This is a genomic window from Alkalilimnicola ehrlichii, assembly GCF_003399765.1.
GTDB lineage: Bacteria > Pseudomonadota > Gammaproteobacteria > Nitrococcales > AK92 > AK92.
In genome coordinates this window covers 14,226-38,677 of sequence record NZ_NFZV01000015.1, presented here as the reverse complement: position 1 = coordinate 38,677, position 24,452 = coordinate 14,226, and the positions used below count along the sequence as shown (strand labels likewise).

The 24,452-nt window shown below is 58.0% G+C and carries 24 protein-coding genes and 2 pseudogenes; 10 read left to right on the top strand and 16 right to left on the bottom strand.

Annotated elements, in window-relative coordinates; genetic code table 11:
• Window positions 1–9 precede the first annotated feature (9 nt).
• The 9 genes and pseudogenes from CAI21_RS14215 to mtnA form a co-directional block, all read right to left on the bottom strand.
• Window positions 10–885: a prephenate dehydrogenase/arogenate dehydrogenase family protein gene (locus tag CAI21_RS14215; RefSeq protein ID WP_116302895.1), complete on the bottom strand. Its 876-nt coding sequence runs from the start codon at window positions 883–885 to the stop codon at window positions 10–12.
• 2 nt (window positions 886–887) lie between these two features.
• Window positions 888–2,045, bottom strand: coding sequence for a histidinol-phosphate transaminase (gene hisC / locus CAI21_RS14210; RefSeq protein ID WP_116302894.1), 1,158 nt, complete (start codon window positions 2,043–2,045; stop codon window positions 888–890).
• 39 nt (window positions 2,046–2,084) lie between these two features.
• The gene (pheA, locus tag CAI21_RS14205; protein ID WP_181919446.1) at window positions 2,085–3,155 is read right to left on the bottom strand and encodes a prephenate dehydratase; all 1,071 of its coding nucleotides are present in this window, start codon (window positions 3,153–3,155) and stop codon (window positions 2,085–2,087) included.
• A gap of 36 nt (window positions 3,156–3,191) precedes the next feature.
• Entirely contained in the window at window positions 3,192–4,361 is a 1,170-nt protein-coding gene (locus CAI21_RS14200; protein WP_116302893.1) for a phosphoglycerate dehydrogenase, read from the bottom strand.
• A gap of 88 nt (window positions 4,362–4,449) precedes the next feature.
• Window positions 4,450–5,532, bottom strand: coding sequence for a 3-phosphoserine/phosphohydroxythreonine transaminase (gene serC, locus CAI21_RS14195; protein WP_116302892.1), 1,083 nt, complete (start codon window positions 5,530–5,532; stop codon window positions 4,450–4,452).
• A 101-nt stretch (window positions 5,533–5,633) separates the two neighbouring features.
• Window positions 5,634–8,198 carry a DNA gyrase subunit A gene (gyrA, locus tag CAI21_RS14190; protein ID WP_116302891.1) on the bottom strand — a complete coding sequence of 855 codons (2,565 nt, stop codon included), beginning with the start codon at window positions 8,196–8,198 and terminating at the stop codon, window positions 5,634–5,636.
• Between the two features lie 221 nt (window positions 8,199–8,419).
• A pseudogene (locus CAI21_RS14185) lies at window positions 8,420–8,907 on the bottom strand (peptidylprolyl isomerase).
• 532 nt (window positions 8,908–9,439) lie between these two features.
• Window positions 9,440–10,099 carry a glutathione S-transferase family protein gene (locus tag CAI21_RS14180; protein ID WP_116302890.1) on the bottom strand — a complete coding sequence of 220 codons (660 nt, stop codon included), beginning with the start codon at window positions 10,097–10,099 and terminating at the stop codon, window positions 9,440–9,442.
• A 26-nt stretch (window positions 10,100–10,125) separates the two neighbouring features.
• The gene (gene mtnA / locus CAI21_RS14175) at window positions 10,126–11,166 is read right to left on the bottom strand and encodes an S-methyl-5-thioribose-1-phosphate isomerase (protein WP_116302889.1); all 1,041 of its coding nucleotides are present in this window, start codon (window positions 11,164–11,166) and stop codon (window positions 10,126–10,128) included.
• Window positions 11,167–11,346: 180 nt separating this feature from the next.
• Between mtnA and CAI21_RS14170 the strand changes: the two are divergent.
• From CAI21_RS14170 to CAI21_RS14140, 7 genes and pseudogenes are all read left to right on the top strand, one after another.
• Window positions 11,347–12,662: pseudogene (locus CAI21_RS14170) on the top strand (TRZ/ATZ family hydrolase).
• A gap of 21 nt (window positions 12,663–12,683) precedes the next feature.
• The gene (ubiG, locus tag CAI21_RS14165) at window positions 12,684–13,397 is read left to right on the top strand and encodes a bifunctional 2-polyprenyl-6-hydroxyphenol methylase/3-demethylubiquinol 3-O-methyltransferase UbiG (protein ID WP_116302888.1); all 714 of its coding nucleotides are present in this window, start codon (window positions 12,684–12,686) and stop codon (window positions 13,395–13,397) included.
• A gap of 2 nt (window positions 13,398–13,399) precedes the next feature.
• Window positions 13,400–14,119, top strand: coding sequence for an HAD-IA family hydrolase (locus tag CAI21_RS14160; protein WP_116302887.1), 720 nt, complete (start codon window positions 13,400–13,402; stop codon window positions 14,117–14,119).
• 92 nt (window positions 14,120–14,211) lie between these two features.
• Window positions 14,212–15,486, top strand: coding sequence for a DNA recombination protein RmuC (locus tag CAI21_RS14155; protein WP_116302886.1), 1,275 nt, complete (start codon window positions 14,212–14,214; stop codon window positions 15,484–15,486).
• 146 nt (window positions 15,487–15,632) lie between these two features.
• Window positions 15,633–16,307 (top strand): squalene/phytoene synthase family protein, encoded by a 675-nt coding sequence (locus CAI21_RS14150; RefSeq protein ID WP_116302885.1) that lies wholly within the window; start codon window positions 15,633–15,635, stop codon window positions 16,305–16,307.
• Window positions 16,308–16,485: 178 nt separating this feature from the next.
• Complete coding sequence (locus tag CAI21_RS14145; protein WP_116302947.1) at window positions 16,486–17,259, top strand: YciK family oxidoreductase; 774 nt, start codon at window positions 16,486–16,488, stop codon at window positions 17,257–17,259.
• Window positions 17,260–17,406: 147 nt separating this feature from the next.
• The gene (locus CAI21_RS14140; RefSeq protein ID WP_116302884.1) at window positions 17,407–17,862 is read left to right on the top strand and encodes a hypothetical protein; all 456 of its coding nucleotides are present in this window, start codon (window positions 17,407–17,409) and stop codon (window positions 17,860–17,862) included.
• 49 nt (window positions 17,863–17,911) lie between these two features.
• Here the strand turns inward: CAI21_RS14140 and rluB are convergent, their stop codons facing one another.
• The 7 genes from rluB to CAI21_RS14110 are packed head-to-tail and all read right to left on the bottom strand — an operon-like array spanning window position 17,912 to window position 22,667.
• A complete protein-coding gene (gene rluB / locus CAI21_RS14135; protein WP_116302883.1) occupies window positions 17,912–18,715 on the bottom strand; it encodes a 23S rRNA pseudouridine(2605) synthase RluB in 804 nt (267 codons plus the stop codon).
• Window positions 18,712–19,344 carry an SMC-Scp complex subunit ScpB gene (gene scpB / locus CAI21_RS14130; RefSeq protein ID WP_116302882.1) on the bottom strand — a complete coding sequence of 211 codons (633 nt, stop codon included), beginning with the start codon at window positions 19,342–19,344 and terminating at the stop codon, window positions 18,712–18,714. The genes rluB and scpB overlap by 4 nt, the downstream gene beginning before the upstream one ends.
• 9 nt (window positions 19,345–19,353) lie before the next feature.
• The gene (locus CAI21_RS14125) at window positions 19,354–20,160 is read right to left on the bottom strand and encodes a segregation and condensation protein A (protein ID WP_116302881.1); all 807 of its coding nucleotides are present in this window, start codon (window positions 20,158–20,160) and stop codon (window positions 19,354–19,356) included.
• A complete protein-coding gene (locus tag CAI21_RS14120; RefSeq protein ID WP_181919439.1) occupies window positions 20,160–21,374 on the bottom strand; it encodes a tryptophan--tRNA ligase in 1,215 nt (404 codons plus the stop codon). The genes CAI21_RS14125 and CAI21_RS14120 overlap by 1 nt, the downstream gene beginning before the upstream one ends.
• A 10-nt stretch (window positions 21,375–21,384) precedes the next feature.
• Complete coding sequence (locus CAI21_RS25025) at window positions 21,385–21,714, bottom strand: site-2 protease family protein (protein ID WP_258868065.1); 330 nt, start codon at window positions 21,712–21,714, stop codon at window positions 21,385–21,387.
• Complete coding sequence (locus CAI21_RS25020; RefSeq protein WP_258868066.1) at window positions 21,714–22,037, bottom strand: site-2 protease family protein; 324 nt, start codon at window positions 22,035–22,037, stop codon at window positions 21,714–21,716. The genes CAI21_RS25025 and CAI21_RS25020 overlap by 1 nt, the downstream gene beginning before the upstream one ends.
• Before the next feature lie 6 nt (window positions 22,038–22,043).
• On the bottom strand, window positions 22,044–22,667 hold the full coding sequence (locus CAI21_RS14110; protein ID WP_116302880.1) for an L-threonylcarbamoyladenylate synthase: 624 nt from the start codon (window positions 22,665–22,667) through the stop codon (window positions 22,044–22,046).
• A 187-nt stretch (window positions 22,668–22,854) separates the two neighbouring features.
• Here CAI21_RS14110 and CAI21_RS14105 point away from each other — a divergent pair, with 187 nt between their 5' ends.
• The 3 genes from CAI21_RS14105 to CAI21_RS14095 all read left to right on the top strand — a co-directional run bounded on the left by CAI21_RS14105 (window position 22,855) and on the right by CAI21_RS14095 (window position 24,419).
• Window positions 22,855–23,154, top strand: a complete 300-nt coding sequence (locus CAI21_RS14105; protein ID WP_116302879.1) for a YciI family protein — start codon at window positions 22,855–22,857, stop codon at window positions 23,152–23,154.
• Window positions 23,151–23,435 carry a BolA family protein gene (locus tag CAI21_RS14100; protein ID WP_116302878.1) on the top strand — a complete coding sequence of 95 codons (285 nt, stop codon included), beginning with the start codon at window positions 23,151–23,153 and terminating at the stop codon, window positions 23,433–23,435. Before CAI21_RS14105 ends, CAI21_RS14100 begins: the two co-directional genes overlap by 4 nt.
• 132 nt (window positions 23,436–23,567) lie before the next feature.
• A complete protein-coding gene (locus CAI21_RS14095) occupies window positions 23,568–24,419 on the top strand; it encodes a peptidylprolyl isomerase (RefSeq protein WP_147305123.1) in 852 nt (283 codons plus the stop codon).
• The last annotated feature ends 33 nt before the right edge of the window (window positions 24,420–24,452 follow it).

Below are 24,452 nucleotides of genomic sequence, written 5' to 3'. Positions count from 1 at the left end.
TCGCTCTCCTTACTGCTCCAATAAGCTGATGAAATGATCCCGCGCCTGTTTGGCATTGTCGAACACCGCTTCCAAACGCTCTCCGTCGGCTTGCTCGACGCTCTCCAACAAACTGTTCAAATCCGTGATGTAACGCTTCATCGCTGTCAATAGCGCTTCTCTATTCGCTAAACAAATGTCGCGCCACATGCGCGGATCGCTAGAAGCGATGCGGGTGAAATCGCGAAAGCCGCCTGCGGCGTACTGGAAGATCTCTCGGTTATCGTCCCAATGGGCGAGCGTATCGACCAAGCCGTATGCCAGCACATGCGGAAGGTGCGACGTCGCAGCAAGCACCTCGTCGTGATGCTCGACATCCATTGCCACCACTTCGGCACCCGCCACTTCCCACAACGCGCGCACGGTTGCAACGGCGTCCGGGTCCGTATCGGCAACGGGGGTAAGGATAACTCGGCGGTGCCGGAATAGTTCTTTGAACGAGGCTTCGACACCACTTTTTTCGGTTCCGGCGATCGGGTGCCCAGGCACGAAACGCGGTGGCACTCGGCCGAAAACGGCTTCCGCATCGGCGACCACACTCCCTTTGGCGCTACCGACGTCGGTTATAATGGCGTGCGGCGCCAGGGTTTCGCGAATGGCGGCCAATACGCCGCGCATTCCGCCTAAAGGTACCCCGAGCACAACCATATCGGCACCAAGCACTGCTTGTGCAGGATCGCATTCGTAGCGATCGATCACTCCAAGCTCGACAGCGCGTTGCAACGATGCCTCGGTACGTCCGCATCCGATAATTTCGCCGACAGCGCCGGCGTCGCGGAGTGCACGCGCCCAGGAGCCGCCGATCAAACCGACGCCAATGAGGCATAGCCGCTCGATATGCATCATAGCTATCGCTCCCGAACCGTCAGCAAGCCGTGCTCGCCAAGCTCGCGCAAAACATGCAAGCAACGGTCGTTCTCGTGCGGCAAGCCGATGCTAATACGCAGGTACTCCGGCATGCGATAACCGCCTATCGGCCGCACGATCACGCCTCGGCGCAACAAACCCTCGTTCACCTCCATGGCCTTAGCGCCGACCTGAACGCATAGAAAATTGCCCGCCGAGGGCAAAGTAGGCAACCCGAGCCCGGCACACGCATCGGCGACCCGGGCTTTTTCTTCGCGGTTCAACTCGACGGCGGCGGCAATATGCGCCTCGTCGCCTAAGGCGGCACACGCCGCCACCTGAGCCAGGCTATTGGCGTTGAACGGGTGGCGAACACGGTTCAGCAAATCCGCCACGGCCGCGCTGGACACGCTATATCCGATGCGTAGACCCGCGAGTCCATAGGCCTTGGAAAAGGTACGCGTCACGATGAGATTAGGCATTTGCGCCAACCATTGCGTAGCATCCGGATAGCCTTCGGCTTCCAGGGCGTACTCGATATAGGCCTCGTCGAGCACGACGATGACCTTCGGCGGTACCGCCGCGAGGAATCTCTCTAACTCGTCCTTTTGCAACCACGTCCCGGTGGGGTTGTTGGGGTTAGCCACAAACACCACCGCGGTGTTCGGCCCGATACGCTCGACCAAGGCGTCCAGGTCGTGCCCGTAAGGCATCGAACTGTCGATAGCTAATGCCGGCGCCGCGACCGGCTTCGCACCGGCCGACATAGCGGCAATGGCGTAGATGGCGAAAGCATGCTGAGCAAATAAAGCTTCCCGTCCCGGCCCCAGAAAGGTGCGAGCGATCAAGTCCAGGCAGTCGTTGGAGCCGTTACCCAGGGTAATACAGGCCGGATCGACACGGTGGTGCGCGGCAAGCGCGGTTTTCAGCTCGAAACCGTTGCCGTCCGGATACCAATGTAAATCTTTCAGTGCCGCTTCGGCAGCAGCCAGCGCCTTTGGGCTCGGCCCGAGCGGATTTTCGTTGGAAGCTAGTTTAATAACGTCGCGCAAACCGTATTCGCGCTCCAGTTCCGCCATCGGCTTGCCGGGTTGATAAGGCTGTAAACCGCGCACACCGGGCGCAGCCAGGTCGCAGTAATCGGGCATCGACTGCTTCATGCAAACACCACGTCGAAGAACTATAACGAACGCGGCCGCTTAACGAGCGGCGCGCGGATAGGAGCCAAGCACTTTCAGCAAGCTCGCCTGTTGCTGGATTTCCTCCAACGCTCGCTTAACCGGCTCGTCGTCGACATGGCCGAGCAAGTCGACAAAAAAGACATATTCCCACATCCCCTGTCGGGACGGCCGCGATTCAATACGGCTCATGTTAACGCCTTGCCGAGATAGCGGCTCCAACAACCGATATAAGCCACCCGGCTGGTTGGAGCGGGAGATAACCAGCGAGGTCTTATCCTCCCCGGTCGAACTCGGCGACTGATTGCCGATCACCAGAAACCGGGTGGTGTTCACGGCGCCGTCCTCGATGTTGGCATCGAGCACGTTCAAGCCGTAACGCTCGGCAGCCACATCGCTTGCGATGGCCGCCGTAGCGGGCGTCTCGCTCGCCATCCGCGCGGCCTCTGCGGTGCTGCTTACGACAATCCGTTCGGCATGCGGTAGATGGGCATCCAACCATGCCCGGCATTGGCCAAACGGCTGTTGATGAGAAAACACCCGCTTAATCGCGTCACGCTCTTGTTCGTTGCTTAACAAGTTCTGGTGAATCACCAGCTCCACTTCGCCGATAATTTGCAACGGCGAACTCATGAAGCGGTCCAGCGTGTGGGTGACAACACCCTCCGTAGAGTTCTCCACCGGCACGACACCGTAATGGGCCGTTCCTGCTTCCACGTCGCGAAACACATGGTCAATCGTTGCCAACGGCTGCCCTACCATACCGTGGCCGAACTGTTTTATCGCGGCCGCTTCCGTAAAGGTACCTTCCGGCCCGAGGTAGGCGACCTTTAACGGCTGCTGTAGCGCCAGACAGGCGGACATAATCTCCCGAAACAGGAGCGCCACGGTGTCGTTGCTCAAAGGTCCGGGGTTTGCGTCGCACAAGCGGCGCAGCACCTCCGCCTCTCGATCGGGGCGATAGAAATCGCCGCTCTCGCCGGCGGCCCGTTTCACTCGGGCAACTTCCAGAGCCTGTCTGGCCCGTTCGCTCATTAACGACAAAATTTGGTCGTCGAGCGCGTCGATACGCTCGCGGACCTGCTTCAACATTTGCTGCTCGCTCACCACACCCCCGGCCTGGCTGGGTCACTCGATCACACGGACGTGGAGCACGCCTTCTACATCCGCGATTCGTTGGGTTACCGCGTCGGGAATTTTGCCTTCCACATCGACTAACGTGTAGGCCAAGTCCCCGCGGGACTTGTTGTACATATCGTCAATATTCAAACCGGCATCGGCCAACGCGGTCGAGATCTGCCCGAGCATGTTCGGGACATTGGCGTTTACCACCGCTAAGCGATCCCCTTTGCCGCCACGCGGCATATTCATGTCGGGGAAGTTCACCGAGTTGCGAACATTACCGTTTTCCAGGTAGTCGCGAACTTGGTCGGCGACCATGATCGCGCAGTTTTCTTCCGCCTCGCGGGTGGATGCCCCCAAATGCGGCAAGGTAACGACTTTGGGATGATCCTTCAGACGGTTGCTCGGGAAATCGCACATGTACCCATGCAAACGACCGCCGTCTAAGGCAGCGATGACGGCCTCGTCGTCGACAATCCCGGCCCGCGAGAAATTCAGCACAACCGCCTGCTCAGGCATCAAACTCAAGCGCTCGGCGTTGATCAGCCCTTTCGTATGCTCGTTTAAGGGCACATGAAGCGTGACAAAATCGCTGTTGGCCACCACTTCGTCGACCGTATGCGCCTGTCGAACATCGGAAGCCAGCTGCCAAGCTCGGCGGACGGTGATTTGCGGATCGAAACCGATCACTTCCATACCTAATAACCGTGCGGCATTCGCCACCTTAACGCCTATCGCCCCTAAACCGACGACGCCCAAGGTACGGCCCGGCAACTCGAAACCGACAAAGTTCTTCTTACCCGCCTCGGTTTGCTGGTTGATGCTAGCGTCGTCGCCTTCGAGCCGCCGAGCGAAATCCCAGGCTTGGCAGATATTCCTTGCCGCCAGCAGCATAGCAGCCAGCACCAATTCCTTAACGGCATTGGCGTTGGCGCCGGGCGCGTTGAATACGGCCACTCCACGCCGACTCATGACCTCGACCGGGATGTTGTTGACACCCGCCCCGGCCCTGCCAATCGCTTTTACCGTGGTCGGGATTTCCATATCGTGCATCTTCGCCGAACGCACCAGGATCGCGTCCGGATGACCGATTTCGGAAGCAACTTCGTACTGTTCCCGCGGCAAACGCTCCAGGCCCTTCACGGAAATGTTGTTCAACGTCTGGACTTTGTACATCACGCCCTCCTGCGGATGCTGGCAAGCAGCCAGAAACGGCCGTCAATCATGGCCTACGCGCGGGGCCACTCGCCCCGCGCAACCCAAATCAGCCGTTGCGGCGCTCGAATTCCTGCATGAACGCAAGCAAACGATCGACACCGGCTTCCGGCATCGCGTTATAAATACTCGCGCGCATACCGCCAACCGAGCGGTGCCCCGCGAGCGTAGTCAGCCCTACCTCTTGGGCTTCGGCAAGAAATGTCTTATTCAGCGCGTCGTCCGCCAACAGGAAGGGCACGTTCATCCAGGAACGGCAAGCAGGATCGACCGGATTGCTATAGAACGACGATTCGTCGATAGCACGGTACAGCTTCTCGGCTTTGCGCTTGTTAAGCTCCGCCATTGCCGACAAGCCGCCCTGCTCTTTCAACCACTTAAAGACTAGACCCGCGAGATACCAGCTGTAGGTTGGGGGCGTATTGGACATAGAGTCGGCATCCGCCTGCACTTTATAATCCAGCACGCTTGGGGTAAGCGGCGAAGCATGCCCGAGCAAATCTTCCCGCACGATGACTATCGTCAAACCGGCCGGACCAATATTCTTCTGTGCCCCAGCGTAAATCATTCCGAACCGACTGACATCGATCGGACGCGAGAGGATAGTGGAGGACATATCGGCCACCAGCGGCACATCGCCGGTTTCCGGAACCCAATGAAACTCGACACCGCTGATCGTCTCGTTGGGAGTGTAGTGGAGATAAGCGGCATTCGGGTCGAGCTGCCATTCGGACTGTGCCGGAATCGACATGAAGTTACTCGCCTCGCCGCTAGCCGCGACATTGACGCCGGCGTGCTTCTTGGCTTCGGAGATCGCCTTCTTCGACCAGGAACCGGTGTTAACGTAATCGGCCGACGTTTTCCCCCGCAGCAGATTAAACGGCACCGCCGCAAACTGCGCAGACGCACCGCCTTGCAAGAACAAGACCTTGTAGTTTTCGGGGATAGCCAGCAAGTCACGGAGGTCAGCTTCCGCTTCGGCGGCAATGGACACGAACTCCTTACCGCGGTGACTCATCTCCATGACAGACATTCCGGAGCCGCGCCAGTCCAGCATTTCTTCCCTAGCCTGCTGCAACACCGCTTCCGGCAATATGGCCGGTCCCGCACTGAAGTTATACACTCGCGTCATGAACCAACGCTCCTTAGGTGATTAAAAACGTCTGGCCTCTAGCGGTCGACCTGCGAGCAGCGTTCAGGCCCCCGCAACATTCAAGCAGATCGACCACTCGTTTACGCTTCGGCGCCTTCCAGTTCGCCGTCGTCTTCCCCGTTTAAGCCTTCAATCCGTTCGACGCCGCCCAACTCCTCGTCGTCGCCAAGGCTGATGAGCTTCACACCTTGCGTATTGCGGCTCAAGCAAGAAATCTCGTCCACTCGGGTACGTACCAGTGTGCCGGCCTTCGTGATCAGCATGATCTCGTCGCCATCGACGACTTGGCAAGCACCTACCACCGGTCCGTTGCGCTCGCTGGTCTGAATGGAGATAACCCCCATCCCGCCGCGCCCTTTGGCCGGATAGTCGTCCACCGCCGTACGCTTGCCATAACCTTTGGCCGTAGCCGTGAGGATATCGCCCTCGCCGAGGATCAGTAGTTCAATGACGCTATGGCCTTCGGCAAGCCGAATACCGCGCACGCCCGTGGCGGTGCGCCCCATAGCACGCACATCCGCTTCGTTGAAGCGCATCGCCTTACCGCCATCGGTCAGCAGCATGACATCGCGCTTGCCGTCGGTAATGGCGACGTTCACTAGGTAATCGTCGGCACGCAGATCCACCGCGATAATGCCGCTAGAGCGCGGCCGCGAGAAGTGCGACAGCGGGGTTTTCTTCACCGTGCCGTCGCGGGTCGCCATGAAGACGAAGTGATCGTCGTCGAACTCCCGGATCGGCAGTACCGCGTTAATCCGCTCCTCCGGCTCTAAAGGCAACAGGTTAACAATCGGCTTACCGCGAGAGGCGCGACTTCCCTGCGGCAACTCATAGACTTTAAGCCAATAACACTTGCCGCGGCTGGAGAAACACAGCAGGGTGTCGTGGGTGTTGGCGATGAAGAGCTTGTCGATAAAATCTTCTTCTTTGATCGCCGTAGCGCTCTTGCCTTTACCGCCACGCCGCTGGGCACGATAGCTATCGAGCGGCTGCGACTTGGCATATCCCCCGTGCGACAAGGTTACCACCACATCTTCCGGGCTGATCAAATCTTCCAGCGTCAGGTCGACCTGCTGCTCGATGATCTCGCTCCGGCGCGCATCGCCATACTGCTCGCGGATACTTACCAGCTCTTCGCGAATAACTTCCATCAGGCGTTCGCTGGAACCGAGAATTTGCAACAACTCGTCGATACGATCGAGCAGGTTCCGATATTCCTCAAGGATCTTATCCTGCTCAAGCCCGGTCAGGCGATGCAAACGAAGGTCCAGAATGGCTTGCGCCTGAGCGGCACTCAAGCGATAACCGTCTTCGTTGAGCCCGAATTCCGCCGGCAGCCCTTCCGGACGCGAAGCCGCCGCACCCGCACGCTCCAGCATGTTATTGACCATGCCGGGCTGCCAGCGCCGCTCCATCAAGCGCTCTTTCGCCTCGGCCGGACCGGAAGAGGCTTTGATCAAGGCAATGATTTCGTCGATATTGGCCAGCGCTATCGCCAAGCCTTCCAACACATGTGCCCGTTCCCGCGCCTTACGCAGTTCAAAGACGGTACGGCGGGTCACGACCTCACGTCGGTGGCGCAGGAACGCTTCCAACACATCCTTAAGGTTCAGCAACTTAGGTTGGCCTTCGACCAACGCCACCATATTGATACCGAAAACGGTCTGCAACTGCGTATGCTGGAAAAGATTATTCAGCACCACCTCGGCTACTTCGCCCCGCCGCAGCTCGATGACCATGCGGATACCGTCTTTATCCGACTCGTCACGCAGCTCGGTAATGCCTTCGAGGCGTTTTTCCTTGACCAGCTCCGCAATTTTCTCTAGCAAACGCGCCTTATTTACCTGATAAGGAAGCTCAGTGACGATAATGCTTTGCTTGCCGCTCTTTTCGTCTTCCTCGATATGCGTCCGCGCCCGCATAACCATTCGGCCGCGGCCGGTACGATACGCTTCGCGAATCCCCGACACCCCGTTGATGATAGCGGCCGTCGGCAAATCCGGCCCCGGCAGGTACTCCATCAACGCCTCGATAGCGAGCGTTTCGTCGTCGATTAGTGCGATGCAGGCATTGACCACTTCGGATAGATTATGCGGCGGGATATTGGTCGCCATGCCTACCGCGATACCGGAACCGCCGTTTACCAGCATGTTCGGCACCCGCGTCGGCAACACCGTCGGCTCGCTTTCGGAGCCGTCGTAGTTCTCGGCGAAGTCGACCGTATCCTTCTCGATATCGGCAAGCAGCTCATGCGCAATCTTCGACATGCGCACTTCGGTGTACCGCATAGCCGCCGCAGCGTCGCCATCGACCGAGCCGAAGTTACCCTGCCCATCGACCAGCATATAGCGCAACGAAAAGGGCTGCGCCATACGCACAATGGTGTCGTAGACCGCAGAATCGCCGTGAGGGTGATATTTACCGATCACGTCACCGACGACACGCGCCGATTTCTTGTACGGCTTATTGAAATCGTTGCCCAGCTCCCGCATTGCGTAGAGCACACGGCGGTGTACGGGCTTAAGCCCGTCGCGCACGTCCGGCAGCGCCCGTCCCACGATTACGCTCATCGCGTAGTCGAGGTAGGACTGCCTCATCTCGTCCTCGAGGTTGACCGGAAGAATCTCTTTCGCGACGCTCGCCATTAGTGGTTGCGACCTCGTTTTATAACAACTACGGCAACCGCTGCGAACCGAAAGGGCAGCGGTCGTAGGAAACAGAGAATATTAGCATAGGGGGCGCCATAAGCGCATGCCCACCGGGTGCAAGTATTTGCGAAGGCGGGCTTTGGCCGACCGGCCAGAGCGAAGCGGGGCGAAATCAAGCGCGGCCGCCCCATAGAGGCGACCGCACTCGACAAGGTTGCTTAGTCTTCGACGCGATGTGCGCGCTCTACGACAACCGGCTCGCGGGGCACATCGCTATGCATACCGTGGTTGCCGGTTTCGACTTTGGCGATCTGATCGACCACATCCATACCTTCGACAACCCGCGCAAAACCGCGTAGCCGAAATCGCGCGTACCGTGATCGAGAAACGCATTGTCCGTCAGGTTGATAAAGAACTGCGACGTAGCGCTATCGACTGCTTGTGTACGCGCCATCGACAGCGTTCCGCGCTCGTTCTTCAGACCATTATCGGCTTCGTTCTTAATCGGATCTTCGGTGGGCTTTTGATTCATATCGGTGTCGAAGCCACCGCCCTGAATGACGAAGCCGGGGATAACCCGATGAAAGATCGTGCCGTTATAAAACCCGGCATCGACGTACGACAGGAAGTTTTCGACGGTAATCGGCGCTTCCTCAGGGAAAAGTTCCAGTTTGATGTCACCGTAATTGGTGGAAAATACGACCATCGTTTGCTCCTCAACGGGTTGACCACCCGACTCTTCACTAAGCGCCGGTGCCGAAAAGGACAAGCCCAACGCAAAAGCGGCAACAATACCGAAAAACCGTCCAAACTTCATCGTTCTCTCCATACAACCAGAAAATACCGCTTGCCCCTCCGCACCCTCAAGCGGAAAAGCCGGGCTAGCTACCATTAAGGAAACGCTGAACAATCTCCTTAAGGAACGGCTAACTGCCGATACCGAAACGAAACGGGTAGAGTGTCAAAATGGCGGGTCTTCTATCTGGCAGCGACGCAAACCACCACACAGCGATCGGCATTTAAGAATAGGCCAGTATAAAACATCATACTAAGAAACACTGAACGACTCCCTCCCCCAATGCAAGGAAAACGAGGCAACCGCCAAACTGCCGCCCGCTGCATACCTTCGCCCCGCAGCTCAAGCTACAGACGAGAGAATTGTTCAGTATTTCCTTAACACCGCATGGCAGCCATCGCGCTAAAGCTACGACGGTATAATCATGCGATCCGAGGCGGACCTAAATACGGACTTCCGCCCGCTCAATCACTTCGTATTCTTCCCGCCCGGCCTCGATCCACTCCTGGATTTCCGGCATCGCTAGAATTTGGTCTCGATAAGCTGCTTCGAACTCGCCAAGGGCGACCCCATAACTCATGAAGCGCAAGGCAACCGGAGCAAACATAGCATCGGCAACCGAGAATTCGCCGAACAGCCAGGGGCCACCGCCTCCGAAACGGGCACGGCAATCGCGCCAAATCTCGCAAATCCGATCGATATCGCGCTGCACGTCCTCCGACAAGGGGTAGTCTTTCAACTGCACCCGGCAATTCATCGGCAGCTCCTGGCGCAGCGCCGCGAACTCCGAATGCATCTCTGCACTCACCGAACGCGCAACGGCGCGCGCCGTGGCATCCTCCGGCCAACCCTTAAGCTGCGGAAACTGCTCGGCGAGGTACTCCGCTATCGCCAACGAATCCCAGATCGTTAAGTCGCCGTGCTGCAATACCGGTACTTTCCCGGTCGGCGAGTAACGCCGCACCTGCTGCTCGGAGTCTTCCGCATGCAAAGGGACTCGCACTTCGCGGAAATCGACCTTGCCGACCTTCAGTAACAACCAAGGCCGCAACGACCAGGACGAGTAGTTTTTATTGCCGATAACCAGTGTTAGCTCCGCCATGATTAGTCGCATTCCTCTATTGCTGTTTAACGCAATGCCGCCATGTGCTCCCGACTCGGGCGGTGCACCACACCGCGCTCGGTCACTAAGACGTCAACGTACTCCGCTGGGGTCACATCGAACACCGGGTTCCAGGCATCCACACCCTCAACGGCCACCCGCTGCCCCTGCACGGCAAGCAGCTCGTCTCCCATTCGGCTTTCGATCGGGATGTCCGCCCCGGTTGCCATCTCCCAATCGATGGTCGAGCTGGGCGCCACCACCATAAATTTAACCCCATGCGCCCGCGCCGCCAACGCCAGTCCGTAGGTACCGATTTTATTAGCCACATCGCCATTGGCAGTAATGCGGTCGGCACCGACGACAACCCATTGCACATTAGCCTGTTTCATAAGGAAAGCAGCGGCGGCATCCGCGATCAGCTTTACCGGAATACCGTCTTGCTTGAGCTCCCAGGCAGTCAACCGCGCGCCCTGCAACCACGGCCGGGTTTCATCGGCAAAGACCTCGGTGATTTTCCCCTGCGCGTAGGCACTCCTGATGACTCCCAGCGCCGTTCCATAACCCGCTGTCGCCAACGAACCGGTGTTACAGTGCGTAAGCACCGCGCCTTGCTCGTGCATCAAGGCCGCTCCCTGCTCCCCCATATATAGATTCGCCGCAAGATCCTCTTCCTGAATCTTGCGCGCTTCGTCAAGCAGGGTAAGGTAAGGGTCGTCGCCAATCGGTAAGGTAGCCATCCGGCGCTCCATCCGTGCCAAGGCCCAATGCAGATTAACCGCGGTCGGACGCGCATTGGCCAGTTGACGCAGCGCATCGGCAATCGCTTCCCGCCAGCCCTGGCCAGCCCGGGCATAGGCATCTTTTGCCGCTAATACAACGCCATACGCGGCCGCTATACCGATTGCCGGCGCACCCCGCACCACCATTTCTTTGATCGATTCCGCCACTTCCAGCGCCGAGTAACAATCCACATATTCGGCCTGTAACGGTAATCGGCGCTGATCCAGCAGCTGTAGACGCGAATCGACCCAGCGTAGCGGCCGTACGCTATCGTATGCATTCATAACGATTTCCGAGCTCCTCTATCCCTATTCAGGCTACACTACTTGCTCTATTGCAGGGTATTCGCCAAATGCCTTTCCTTTGCAAAAGCCCCTCTTCCAAGCCTACATCGACACCCTACCGAATTTCTCCGGCTCCGGCGCAATAGTATACTGGCGACTTACTTGCGAGAGGGGGAGCCCATGGAGTCAATCGACGCGATCATTCATGCCCGCTGGATCGTACCGGTGGAACCGGCGGATACCGTACTGGAAAACCACAGTTTGCTGATTCGCGACGGCCGCATTCTGGCCTTACTGCCACGAAATGAGGCCGAGTCCGCCTATGAGGCAAAAGTCGTTCACGAACTAAGTCACCATGTGTTGATTCCGGGGCTGGTGAACGCGCACAGCCACGCGGCGATGAGCCTACTGCGCGGCTTGGCCGACGACCTACCGTTGATGACATGGCTTAACGAACACATCTGGCCTGCCGAACAACGTCACGTCAGCGCCGAGTTTGTGCACGACGGCGCGGAACTGGCGATTGCAGAAATGCTGCTGGGCGGCATCACCTGCTTCAACGACATGTACTTTTTCCCCGAGATGACGGCAAAGGCGGCAACACAGGCCGGCATTCGGGTCAGCCTTGGTATGATTCTCATCGACTTTCCGAGCAGTTACGCACAATCGCCCGCAGAATATTTCGACAAAGGCCTATCGCTGCACGACCACTACCGCCACCACCCGCTCGTCTCGACCGTGTTCGCGCCTCACTCCCCCTACACGGTCAGCGAAAAAACCTAGAACGGGTCGGTGCCCTGGCAGCCGAGCTGGAAGCGCCTATTCATATCCACCTCCACGAAACCGCCGAGGAAGTCGCCCAGGCCGTTGCCTCGGAAGGCGAGCGTCCCTTCGCTAAGCTAGACCGGCTGGGGCTGATTTCGCCGGAACTTATCGCCGTTCATCTTACTCAATTAGAAACAGCGGAAATCGAGCGGATGGCCGATGTCGGCGCTCACGCCGTGCACTGCCCTGAGTCGAACTTAAAGCTCGCCAGCGGCTTTTGCCCGGTACATGAGCTTATGCAAGCCGGGATAAACGTCGCTTTAGGGACCGACGGCGCTGCCAGCAATAACGACCTCGACCTCTTCGGCGAGATGCGAACGGCCGCCTTGTTAGCCAAAGCCGTCGCTGGCGACGCCGCGGCCTTACCCGCTCACGCAGCACTCAGGATGGCAACGTTGAACGGGGCGCGAGCCCTAGGGCTGAGTGACGTCATCGGCTCTCTAGAAGCAGGGAAATTCGCCGATATTACGGCTATAAGCCTCGATGACCTGCACAGCGAGCCGATGTACAACCCACTGTCGCAGCTGGTATATGCAAGTAATCGCAACCAAATTAGTGACGTATGGGTGGCCGGCCGCCACCTGGTGCGCGAGCGGGAATTGACCACCATCAGTCGCGGCGAGGTCATCGCGAAAGCGCGCCGCTGGCGTGATAAGATCGCAGCATCTTGACAAAGGAGCGAAGCAGAGCAAATGAGCTCACCGAACGTCAACCTGGCCGAGGTCGAAAAATTCGACTCTGCTGCATCCCGCTGGTGGGATCCGGAAGGGGAGTTTCGGCCGTTACACGATATCAACCCATTGCGGCTGGATTACATCGAACGTCGCGGCGGCCTCAAAGGCAGACGCATTCTCGACGTGGGATGTGGCGGCGGCTTACTCGCCGAAGGCATGGCCTGTCGCGGTGCTGACGTGCTCGGCATCGACATGGCGCCGGCCGCCTTGGAAGTGGCCAGTCTGCACGCGTTGGAAACCGGGGTCGACGTAGAGTACCGACAACAAACCGTTGAGACCCTAGCCGAGGAAATGCCCGGCAGTTTCGATAGCGTCACCTGCCTGGAGATGCTCGAACACGTGCCCGACCCTGCCTCGGTTATCGCAGCCTGTGCCCGCTTAGTCAAACCCGGCGGCGAAGTATTCTTCTCCACGCTCAACCGCAATCCGAAAGCTTACCTGCTTGCGATTGTCGGCGCCGAATACCTGCTCCGATTGCTGCCTAAAGGCACTCACGATTACGCGCATTTCATCCGGCCTTCGGAGTTGGATGCCTGGGCGCGTTCGGCCGGATTACGGTTGGAAGACCTCACCGGTATCAGCTACAACCCGCTGACCCGCCATTACTCGTTAGGGCGGGATATTGACGTTAACTATCTGGCGCAGTTCCGTCGCCTCGGCGAAGAGGTCTAACCATGCCACTCCCCCCGCAAGCGCGCGCTGTATTGCTCGATCTCGATGGCACTTTGCTCGATACCGCTCCCGACCTCATCGGCGCGCTTAATACGCTCCGCGGCGAGCACGGCAAGACGCCCTTACCGGAAGGCCACCTGCAACCGGTGGTTTCCCACGGCAGTGCGGCAATGGTGCAGCGCGGCTTCGATCTGGCACCGGACACTGCCGGTTTCGAGGCTTTGCGGCAGCGCTTTCTCGCCCTGTACCGAGCGCGCGTGAGTCAGGCGACCCGGGCTTTTCCGGGCATGGACGAACTGATTGACCTGCTCGACGAGCGCGGCATCCCCTGGGGCGTAGTCACCAACAAGCCCGGCTGGCTTACCGAGCCGCTATTAGCCGATCTCGGCTACGCGCCCCGCGCGGCTTGTATTGTCTCCGGCGATACGCTCGCCGCGCGTAAACCCGACCCCGGCCCGATCCTGCTTGCCTGCAAACGTTTGGCGCTAGCGCCCTGCGATTGCGTTTTGGTCGGCGATGCCGAGCGCGATATCGAAGCAGGCCGCCGGGCCGGTGCGTTGACGCTGGCCGCACTCTTTGGCTACATCTGCGGCGAAGACCACGTGCGACGCTGGGGCGCGGACGGCATCATAAGCCATCCTGAAGAGATCCTGCGCTGGTTAGACCCCGAGTTGCTGGGGCAAATACCGCGGCAGCCGGAGTGGGCCGCCACCGGCTCTTAAGGAAACGCTGAACGAACCCCTTGTCCCTGTTCACGGCCTACCCGAAGGAACCAGTGGATGATGCAACCCTTCCTGAAAGCCGGAACCGAGGCATGAGCATCGACCTCGCAACGTTAATATTACTTCTCGTTGTGGCGACGCTAGCCGCTGTTGCCGGGGGGCTGGCGGCTTATCTACGAGCACAGCAACGGCACACCGCGCTACGCGCCGAGAATCACCAGCTGCGCGCGCAACTGCTCGCCGAGCAACGACTGGCAACGGAACGAAAACAAGCCTTCCAAGAAGCGCGCGATCAATTAAGTGCAACATTCAGCGCGCTCTCCAGCGAAGCGTTGCGAGACAACAACGAACATTTTCTACGCTTAGCGCAGGAGAAACTGCAACAGTTTCAATTGCAGGCCAAAGCGGATCTTGGCGAGCGGGAAAAAGCGATCGAGGGCCTCGTCTCCCCCATTCGCGACGCCTTGCAGAAAACCGAGCAACAGATTCGCTTGATGGAGCACGAACGCAAGGAGGCCTACGGTTCGCTTAGCCAACACCTACACAGCATGGCGCTAGCCCAACAGCATCTGCAAAACGAAACACGTAATCTCGTACAAGCCTTACGGCGCCCGGAAGTTCGCGGCCGCTGGGGCGAGTTGACGCTACGACGTCTTGCCGAACTCGCCGGCATGGTCGAGCATTGCGATTTCTACGAGCAAGAAAGCATCAACAGCGAAGAAGGCCTATTGCGCCCGGACATGATTGTTCGCCTACCGAACGGGCGGGAAATCGTGGTAGACGCCAAAACCCCCTTAGATGCGTATTTAAATGCAGTCGAAGCCGGCGACGACGAAACCCGCCGACAGGAATTGCTACGGCACGCCAACAAAGTGAAAGATCGCGTGACCGAGTTGGCGCGCAAAGGCTACTGGCAACAGTTTAAGAATGCGCCGGACTTTGTCGTCCTGTTTATTCCCGGCGAACAATTCTTATCCGCCGCACAGGAAATCCACCGTAATCTGCTGGAAGACGCGCTTCGGGATAAAGTCGTGCTCGCAACCCCCACCAGCTTCGTCGCGCTGCTGCGAGCCGTTGCCTTCGGCTGGCGGCAAGAGGTCGTCGCCGAACACGCCGAACGAATCCGCGAGCTTGGCGAAACCTTGTATCGCAGAACCGCCACCTTCAGCGAACACCTAGCCCGGCTGGGCAAGAGTCTTAGCGGCAGTGTGGAACACTATAATAAAGCGGTCGGCTCGCTAGAACGGCAGCTCCTACCTTCTGCTCGCCGGTTCACCGAGCTGGGAATTGAAAGTCGAAAAGCCGTCGAATCGCCTCTCCCCATCGAATCAGCCCCACGCGAGCCGAGTATTTCCGAAGAACACTAACGGGAAAGCCCTTATCGCTGCCTGACAGAACGACCCCGGAATGGGCCGCTGAACCGGCAAAGCGAAAGGCGATAGGCCACTAGCCGTAGCGGCCCATTTACGGCATCATGTGACCGCCCTTAGCCTGGGACTTAGTAGCAGCGCTTATGACACCATTAGAATATTGCCGGTCTAAGGCGGCACCGCCCGCTTCCAGCAACTACTACGCGGTGTATTTCGCCGACCGTCAACGCCAACCCGCCTTACTAGCCGTATTGGCGTATCAAGCGGAGCTGGCGGACATCGCGCGGGAAGTCAAAGAGCGCAGCGTAGCCGAGGTAAAGCTCAACTGGTGGCGGCAGGAACTCGGCTTCGCTTTCGACAGCAAAGGCCGCCATCCGATAAGCCAGGCTTTGCAGCAGCCAATCAAAGAGTTCGGGCTGGAGAAAGAACCGTTTGCAGAGATCATCGAAGCGGTTGCCATGGACTTGGAATACGGGAGTTATCCAAGCTTTCGGGAACTTAGCGTCTACACGCACCGGATGGGAACATCGCTAACTCAGCTCATGGCCGAGGTCTGCGGTTACCGCGACAAGGCGACATTGCGCCATGCTCACCACCTGGGCGTCGCGCTATTATTAACGCGGCAGCTGCGCAATCTCCGGCGCGATGCCGATGCAGGACACTTTTATATCCCCGAAGACGAAATGGCGGCTGCCAACGTCAGCCAAGCGGATTTACGCCAGCCCCGCATGAGCGAACGCGTCAGCGAACTGTTGGCGGAGCAGGCAAAACGCATCGACGATTTTTCCTACAAGCCGAGGCGGACCTACCGGACGTAGACCGCTGGAGGCAACGCCCGATCATTATACTTGGGGAGCTGTATCGGACGTTGCTGCTTGAGATGCAGGTCGACAGCTTTCCGGTACTCGAACGCGAGTATCACCTGACACCGATCCGCAAGCTTTGGATCGCCTGGCGCAGTATGCGCCGGCAAAAGCCATACAAGAGGGCACGGGCATGACAGACTCTCAAGACGTAAAAACCATTCCGGCCAATTACGCGGCACCCGACGCCCTGCTCGATCAACGCGTCATGTTGATCACCGGAGCTGGCGACGGCATCGGCAAAGCGCTATCGCTGGCGGCAGCGCGTGCCGGAGCGACCGTTGTGCTTTTGGATCGCAATGTCCGCAAGTTGGAGTTGGTCTACGACCAGATCGAAGCGGACGGCGGGCCGCAGCCGGCCATTTATCCGCTTAACCTGGAAACCGCAACGCCGGAGCACTACCACGAACTCGCCGCCACCCTGGATAACAACTTCGGCGGCCTGGATATTCTAGTCCATAACGCAGCAACGCTCGGTCGGCTCGCTCCGCTGGAGCTCTCCGACGTCGGTTTGTGGTTCAGCACCATGCAAGTCAATTTAACCGCGCCCTTCTTGCTCACCCAGGCGCTGTTACCGTTAATGCGGAAAGGCGAACACGGTTCGATTCTGTTCCTTGGCGATAGCGTCGGGCGCCGCGGCAAAGCCTACTGGGGCTCTTATGGCGTGGCCAAATTCGGTTTGGAAGGCTTGATGCAAATTCTTGCCGAAGAAGTCGCCTCTAGCACCTCGTTGCGCGTCAATAGTATCGACCCTGGCCCCGTCCGCACCAACCTGCGCAACACGGCCTATCCGGCCGAAAACAAAGATCGTCTGCCAGAGCCGGAGGACATTGTCGGCGCAATGTTGTATTTATTCAGTCCGGAGGGTCGCAACCTGCACGGAGAAATGCTACGAATAGAGCGCTAAGCTAACTGCGTTTACAGGTGGAGATCTCCATAGAGCACATGGAGAGATGTCTGCATTAGCCACTCTTAACGTACCGATTTCTGACCCGGCTCACAGCAGGCACGATAACGACAACATATAGTGACGGAAAGTCATACGAGAAAAATCATGGAAGAAAACAAGAACATCAGCCTTGATAAGCTCATCGACTCACCGTACCGGCTTGCGGTCCTCGACACGGCGGAACCTGAGCGCCTGCTTAGTCTATTTAAACGCCAGGCATTGACAAGCGGCCGTGCTATCTACGACTGGAGCCCCGAAAACGGCCTTTACCGCCTCGGCATCGAGCATATTTTTATTCCGCGTACGCGCGCGCCGGCAGACGCCTTGGCTTACGTGATCAGCAGCCGTCACTACGGCATTTATCTCCTGCGCGAGTTCGACATTGCCCTTGGTAAGCCCTCCATTCACCGGCAGCTAACGCAACTGTTGGAGAAAGAGGACAAGATAAGGCGGCTGGTAGTTTTCCTGGGTAAGGATATTGAGATTCCAGCCGTTTTCGATAGCTACGTGGCACGCTTACGCCACCAAATACGCCCCTCGCAGCGCGCCAGCAACACCTAGAGCAGCCTGCCAGCAGCCGGAGGGGGATGCCCCCTCCGCAAACAACTCCTCAGCGACGGCGCCGGACGGGCTTCTTTGTCTTGCTCGTCGTTCGCGTCCTCGCCGGCGACTGCGGGACCGGCAAATCAACCCGTTCGCACAGATTGCGAATCGGCCCTGTCGGCAGCTCTCGTACATCGCCACGGCGCATATTGCGGGGCAATTCGATAGGGCCGAAACGAACGCGTATCAAACGACTTACTTTCAAACCCTGCGACTCCCAAAGACGCCGTACTTCGCGCTTACGGCCTTCCCGCAAGACGACATGAAACCAATCATTGGCCGCGCCTTCGCTCACCGGGTCGATGCGCTCGAACCGGGCAAAACCATCTTCCAGCTCCACTCCCCGTATCAACTCATTCAAGATCTCGGGCGTGACTTCGCCGAAGACACGCACCGCATACTCACGCACAATCCGATACGAAGGGTGCATGAGGCGGTTAGCCAGCTCGCCGTCGGTCGTAAACAGCAATAGCCCGGAGGTGTTCACATCGAGACGACCGACCGCAATCCAACGCCCCCGCTCAAGCTTCGGTAAGCGGTCGAAAACGACCGGCCGCTGTTCGGGGTCGTCCCGAGTGGTCACTTCGCCGACGGGTTTGTAGTACATCAAGACGCGCCGTTCCGGCACCTCTAAGCGCTCGGCTTTCACCGCTCGACCGTCGACTTCGATGCGGTCCTTAGCCTCTACTCGATCGCCAAGGGTCGCTATACGGCCATTGACTTTGATCCGGCCTTCGTTGATCCAACCCTCTATCTCGCGCCGCGATCCCATACCGGCACGGGCGAGCACCTTCTGTAATTTTTCGCTCATACCGGATCGTCCTCCTGCGCAGGCACATCGGCTTCGGTTTCGGAGCCCTCGGCGGCCGGCACTTCTTCCGGCAGCTTCAGATCCAATTCCATATGTATTTCCTCAAGATCCCGCAGCTCGATCAGACTCGGTAGATCGTCGAGATTCTTAAGGTTGAAATAATCGAGAAATTTACGGGTAGTGCCAAACATCGCCGGCCGGCCGGGCACATCCCGGTGGCCGATAACGCGCACCCATTCGCGCTCTTGTAAGGTGCGCATAATATTCGAACTCACGCTAACCCCGCGAATATCTTCAATTTCGGCCCGCGTCACCGGCTGGCGGTAGGCAATAATGGCTAACGTCTCCAATAAGGCACGGGAGTAACGGCTCGGACGCTCTTCCCATAAGCGGGATACCCAGGGCGATAACTCGTCGCGCACCTGGATGCGAAAACCGCTGGCAACCTCTTTCAACTCGATTCCCCGCCGCCGGTAGTCGTATTCCAACTCGGCCAACGCAGCCTTCACGGCTTCGCGCTCGGGCATCTCGGAATCGGGGAAAAGATTACGCAACCGATCGATGCTTAACGGTTCGCCGACCGCCAGCAAAGCACCTTCAATGATATTTTTCAGACTCGGTTTAGCCACGGTGCGACCTTAGGCTCTTGCTTTGAGATAAATCGGCGCAAAGGGCTCCGCCTGGACAAGCTCCACCAGGGATTCCTTAATCAACTCCAACACCGCCAGAAACGTCACGACCACACCAAGCCGACCTTCCTTAATCGGAAACAAATCGGTAAATACAGTGAAACGATCCGCGTTTAACCGGCTTAGCGTCTCCGTCATCCGCTCTCGCACCGATAAGGCTTCACGTTGCACCTGGTGGTGGGTGAATAGCTCTGCCCGTTTCAATACGTCGCTAAAAGCCGAAAGCAGCTCTTTGAGGCTAACTTCCGGCTGCAATTTGACCACCCTGCGCTCGGGCGCCTCGGCATGTGCCGGGAAGATATCGCGGGCAACCCGCGGCAGCTCGTCCAGATTTTCGGCCGCCGTCTTAAAGCGCTCGTACTCTTGTAGGCGCCGGACCAACTCCGCCCGCGGATCGGCTTCCTCGTCGTCCGCTTGCGCCGGACGCGGCAGCAACATGCGCGATTTAATCTCCGCCAGCATTGCCGCCATGACTAAATACTCCGCCGCCAACTCAAGCCGTAGATCCTTCATCAAATCCACGTAGCTTATGTACTGTCGCGTGATCTCTGCTATAGGAATATCGAGAATATCCAGATTCTGGCGTTTGATCAGGTATAACAACAGATCCAACGGGCCCTCGAAGGTTTCCAGAAACACTTCGAGAGCATCCGGCGGGATGTAAAGATCCTGCGGCAGCGCGGTAAAAGGCTCTCCGGCGACAACCGCGATCTGTTCGACGAGCGCCTCATCGGCGTCCGGCTGGCCGGCTTCCATCAGCGATATTCCAGCCCCATCGAACTACGGACCTCGATCATGGTCTCGCGGGCAACGGTACGTGCCGCTTCGGTGCCCTCGGCAACGATGCTACGCACCACTTCCGGACTTTCTTCAAACTCCCGAATACGCTGCTGGATGGGCCGCAGCTCCTCCTGAACGGCCTCGATAACTGGCCCCTTGCACTCAATGCAACCGATACCGGCAGTGCGACACCCTTTCAGCACCCACTCCTGCGTATCGTCCTCGGAATAGATTTTATGGAATTCCCACACCGGGCACTTCGTCGGCTCTCCCGGATCGCTCCGCCGCACCCGCGCCGGGTCGGTCGGCATGGTGCGAATTTTCTTCTCGACCAAATCCAGCGGTTCTCGTAGGGAAATCGTGTTGTGATACGACTTCGACATCTTTTGCCCGTCAAGTCCGGGCATACGCGCCGCCGGCGTTAACAAGGCATGCGGCTCCGGCAGAATACTGCGCCCGCTACCTTCTAGATACCCAAACAAACGCTCGCGATCGGCCAGCGTGATGTTTTGCTGATCTTCCAGCAAGGCTTGTGCGACGTTTAACGCTTCGTGATCGCCTTGCTCCTGATACCGCTTGCGCAGATTGAAATAGAGCTTAGCGTTTTTCTTACCCATCTTCCGGACAGCCGCATCCGCCCGTTCCTCAAAATCCGGCTCGCGTCCGTACATATGATTAAAGCGACGGGCAATCTCTCGCGTGATCTCAACATGCGCTACCTGGTCCTCTCCTACCGGCACCGCGTCGGCCTTGTAGATGAGAATATCGGCGCTTTGCAACAGCGGATAACCCAAGAAACCGTAGGTTGCCAAGTCCTTCTCTTTGAGCTTTTCCTGCTGATCCTTATAGGTCGGAACCCGTTCTAACCACCCTAAAGGCGTGATCATCGAGAGCAATAGATGCAGCTCGGCGTGCTCCGGTACCCGCGACTGGATAAAGATCCTTGCCAGGTTAGGGTTGACCCCGCAGGCCAGCCAATCGATGACAAGATCCCAGACGTGTTTACCCAACACCTCGCGTTCGTCGTAATGCGTGGTCAGGGCGTGCCAGTCGGCAACGAAGAAGTAACACTCATACTCCTGCTGGAGTTTGATCCAATTCTTCAATACGCCGTGGTAGTGGCCAAGGTGCAGACTTCCGGTCGGGCGCATGCCAGATAGCACACGACTTTGCGAGGTAAGCGTACTCAACGTCCCTCCTTCAAATTCCTAGTAGGCTAGCAATGCCCGTTATGATAGCGGATACCGGCGGCATCAGCAGAAAACCGAGAATCCCAGTAATTAGCAGACCGAGAATAATAAGAAAGCCATACGGCTCCAAACGCATTAACGCAGCTTCAGCCCGGTCGGAGATGAAACCGCCCAACACTCGACTACCGTCGAGCGGTGGAATCGGCAGCAGATTCAGTACCATTAAAATGACGTTGATCTGGATACCGGCGATACCCATCAGGATAAGCCCCTGGCTTAAACCCGGCGCCAACCCAAGGCTATAGACCAGTTTAATAAATAGCCCCCACAAAACCGCCATTAACAGGTTTGCACCCGGCCCGCCGCGGCCACAATGGCCATTCCGCGTTTCGAATCGCGCAGGTTTTCATAGGTTACCGGCACCGGTTTGGCCCACCCGAAAATAAAACCGCCGGCAAACAGCAGCAGTCCGGGCACGATTAAGGTACCAAGAGGATCGATATGCTTGATTGGGTTTAACGTGATCCGACCCAAGCGTCGGGCCGTAGGGTCGCCTAAGCGTTCCGCCATCCAGCCATGCGCAACTTCATGGACCGTAATGGCGAAAATCACTGGCAAAGCCCACACCGCTAAACGCTCCAATAAGGAGAGTTCTGCCATCATAGATGCTTACCCTTCGAATAGACTCGCATCTCCCAGACCACGGCGAACCACAATAGGTTCATCGCCGCTCAAATCGATGACGGTACTGGGCTCCAAACCACAGGTGCCGGAAGCCACAATGGCATCGACCTGTTTGTCCAAACGCTCCCGAATATCGTCCGGATCGGTCAACGGGAGATCGTCTTCCGGCAGCAATAAGCTGGTCGTCATCAGCGGCTCGCCCAACTCGTTCAATAGCGCGCGCGCCACCGCATGCTCCGGCACCCGAATACCGATCGTTTTCCGTTTCGGATGCTGCAATATACGCGGCACTTCGCGGGTAGCCATTAAAATGAAGGTGTAAGGCCCGGGCGTGTGCGCCTTGAGCGTGCGGTAGGCGCGGTTATCGACTTTGGCGTAGCGGGAAATATCCGATAAATCGAGACAAGCCAAGGTAAAGTTGTGGCGATCGTCCAAACGACGGATAGCGCGAATCCTCTCCAAAGCCGGTTTGTCGCCGATACGGCAAGCGAGCGCGTAGGTCGAGTCGGTCGGATAGACGATAACCCCGCCATTACGCAAAATCTCAACGGCCTGCTTGAGCAAGCGTGGCTGTGGAGTGACGGGATGGATTTCGAAGTATTGACTCATCGTATCTCTCAAAGGCCCTGGAGTCGTCGGAAAACGGCCATTGTACCGAAGTCAAAGCACTCTGTTGTGAAAAAACACCGTTCGGGCAACTCAAACGGTTTATCCCTCCTACTCGATCGGGCTAGCCCCAGTGTGCTCCAGCGCTGGTCTGTTGCATAATTCTGGTTTCAAGGAGGCCAGAACCCGTATGTATTACGCTATTATCAGTACCGACGTCGAGAACAGCCTACCCTTACGCGCCCAAGCCCGGCCGGCACACTTGCAGCGTTTGGAAGTGCTGCGCGACGAAGGTCGCCTGCTGTTGGCCGGCCCTCTCCCCGCCATCGACAGTCCGGACCCCGGCCCGGCGGGCTTTAGCGGCAGCCTCGTGGTTGCCGAGTTCGCCTCGCTGGAGGAGGCGCGCGCCTGGGCCGATGCCGACCCTTATGTCGCCGCCGGCGTTTACCGAGATGTCACCGTCAAACCCTTCAAACGAGTATTGCCATGACCGCCGAACGTGTCGCCATGATTAAGGAGCGTTTAAACGCAGCGCTGAGCATCGAGGAACTCGACGTCATCGACGATAGTCATAAACACGCAGGACATGCCGGCGCCGCGGCAGGCGGCGGTCACTTCCGCGCCCGTGTGGTCAGCCCCGATTTCGCGGGCAAGAGCACGATGGAACGGCACCGGATGATCTATGCTGCCATGGGCGATGCCATGCGTAACGACGTTATTCACGCGTTAAGCATCAAAGCGTATACGCCGGAGGAATTTCGGGCGCTTTAGCCTCTGGGCAAGCGCTCGTTCGATAGGATAGGCAGCCGGCACGGTTCTATCGGTTCGCGCTCGGTAGGGCAACACCGGGAGGTAAACGAATAGCCTGGTACCCACGGCGTCAGGCCGACGCTTCTACGCAAGTTGATCACGGATGTAATAAGGACTTTCTATGAAAAATACTACTCCCTAGCGATGGGTGTCGCGCTAGCCCTGGGGCTCACCGCGTGCGGCAATGGTAACGACCAAACGGAACCGGCTGCGTCCGAGCCACTCGCGACGGTCAACGGCCACACAATCACGCAAGAGCAGTATGAAGCCTACTTGGAGCAACGCACGCAAGGCCAGCCCGAGCGATTAACGCCGGAGGAGCGGGAAGCGTTGCTACAGGTATTGGTCGACCTCACGCTGTTGGCGGGCGAAGCGGAAAACCAAGGTTTGTTGGAAGACCCTAAGCTGATCGGACAGCTTCAAAATATCCGTAACGAAGTGCTGACCCGGCGGCTGGTCGAATGGATGGAAGCCGAAGGCGTTAGCGACGAAGAAGTCCGTGCCGCTTACGAAGAGCGTTTCGTCGAGGAGGGAGCGCTCGAATATAAGGCAAGCCACATTTTGGTCGAAGACGAAGAAACCGCTCGCGAACTGCTCGCACAGATCGAAGAAGGCGCCAATTTCGCGGCTGTAGCGGAAGAGCATTCGCTGGACCCAGGCTCGGCCCGCAACGGGGGCGATTTAGGCTGGTTCCCGTCGGGGGCGATGGTCGATAGCTTCTCCGCTGCCGTACGCGCCATGGAACCCGGCCAGATGACCGAGGAACCCATTGAGACACAGTTCGGCTGGCACATTATCTTGTTAGAGGATACGCGAGAAGCAAGGCCACCGGAATTTGCCGACGTGCAGGATGGCATCCGGCAAATGCTGGCTCAAGAGCGGCTTGAGCAACGCTTGGAAGAACTCCGGGAACAGGTTGATATCGATATCCAGGCTCAACCGTAAGCGGACTTTGCGAGGCGCTGGACTTTGGTCCAG

Bases quoted from the DNA above. Each gene is read 5' to 3' on its own strand.
- mtnA (WP_116302889.1), bottom strand. From the start codon at position 11,166: ATGAATGCATACGATAGCGTACGGCCGCTACGCTGGGTCGATTCGCGT.
- hisC (WP_116302894.1), bottom strand. From the start codon at position 2,045: ATGAAGCAGTCGATGCCCGATTACTGCGACCTGGCTGCGCCCGGTGTG.
- CAI21_RS14145 (WP_116302947.1), top strand. From the start codon at position 16,486: ATGACAGACTCTCAAGACGTAAAAACCATTCCGGCCAATTACGCGGCA.
- gyrA (WP_116302891.1), bottom strand. From the start codon at position 8,198: ATGGCGAGCGTCGCGAAAGAGATTCTTCCGGTCAACCTCGAGGACGAG.
- CAI21_RS14180 (WP_116302890.1), bottom strand. From the start codon at position 10,099: ATGGCGGAGCTAACACTGGTTATCGGCAATAAAAACTACTCGTCCTGG.
- CAI21_RS25020 (WP_258868066.1), bottom strand. From the start codon at position 22,037: ATGATGGCAGAACTCTCCTTATTGGAGCGTTTAGCGGTGTGGGCTTTG.
- CAI21_RS25025 (WP_258868065.1), bottom strand. From the start codon at position 21,714: ATGGCGGTTTTGTGGGGGCTATTTATTAAACTGGTCTATAGCCTTGGG.
- CAI21_RS14100 (WP_116302878.1), top strand. From the start codon at position 23,151: ATGACCGCCGAACGTGTCGCCATGATTAAGGAGCGTTTAAACGCAGCG.
- CAI21_RS14160 (WP_116302887.1), top strand. From the start codon at position 13,400: ATGCCACTCCCCCCGCAAGCGCGCGCTGTATTGCTCGATCTCGATGGC.
- rluB (WP_116302883.1), bottom strand. From the start codon at position 18,715: ATGAGCGAAAAATTACAGAAGGTGCTCGCCCGTGCCGGTATGGGATCG.
- CAI21_RS14215 (WP_116302895.1), bottom strand. From the start codon at position 885: ATGATGCATATCGAGCGGCTATGCCTCATTGGCGTCGGTTTGATCGGC.
- CAI21_RS14140 (WP_116302884.1), top strand. From the start codon at position 17,407: ATGGAAGAAAACAAGAACATCAGCCTTGATAAGCTCATCGACTCACCG.
- CAI21_RS14200 (WP_116302893.1), bottom strand. From the start codon at position 4,361: ATGTACAAAGTCCAGACGTTGAACAACATTTCCGTGAAGGGCCTGGAG.
- CAI21_RS14155 (WP_116302886.1), top strand. From the start codon at position 14,212: ATGAGCATCGACCTCGCAACGTTAATATTACTTCTCGTTGTGGCGACG.
- CAI21_RS14125 (WP_116302881.1), bottom strand. From the start codon at position 20,160: ATGGAAGCCGGCCAGCCGGACGCCGATGAGGCGCTCGTCGAACAGATC.
- serC (WP_116302892.1), bottom strand. From the start codon at position 5,532: ATGACGCGAGTGTATAACTTCAGTGCGGGACCGGCCATATTGCCGGAA.
- CAI21_RS14150 (WP_116302885.1), top strand. From the start codon at position 15,633: ATGACACCATTAGAATATTGCCGGTCTAAGGCGGCACCGCCCGCTTCC.
- pheA (WP_181919446.1), bottom strand. From the start codon at position 3,155: ATGTTGAAGCAGGTCCGCGAGCGTATCGACGCGCTCGACGACCAAATT.
- CAI21_RS14105 (WP_116302879.1), top strand. From the start codon at position 22,855: ATGTATTACGCTATTATCAGTACCGACGTCGAGAACAGCCTACCCTTA.
- ubiG (WP_116302888.1), top strand. From the start codon at position 12,684: ATGAGCTCACCGAACGTCAACCTGGCCGAGGTCGAAAAATTCGACTCT.
- CAI21_RS14110 (WP_116302880.1), bottom strand. From the start codon at position 22,667: ATGAGTCAATACTTCGAAATCCATCCCGTCACTCCACAGCCACGCTTG.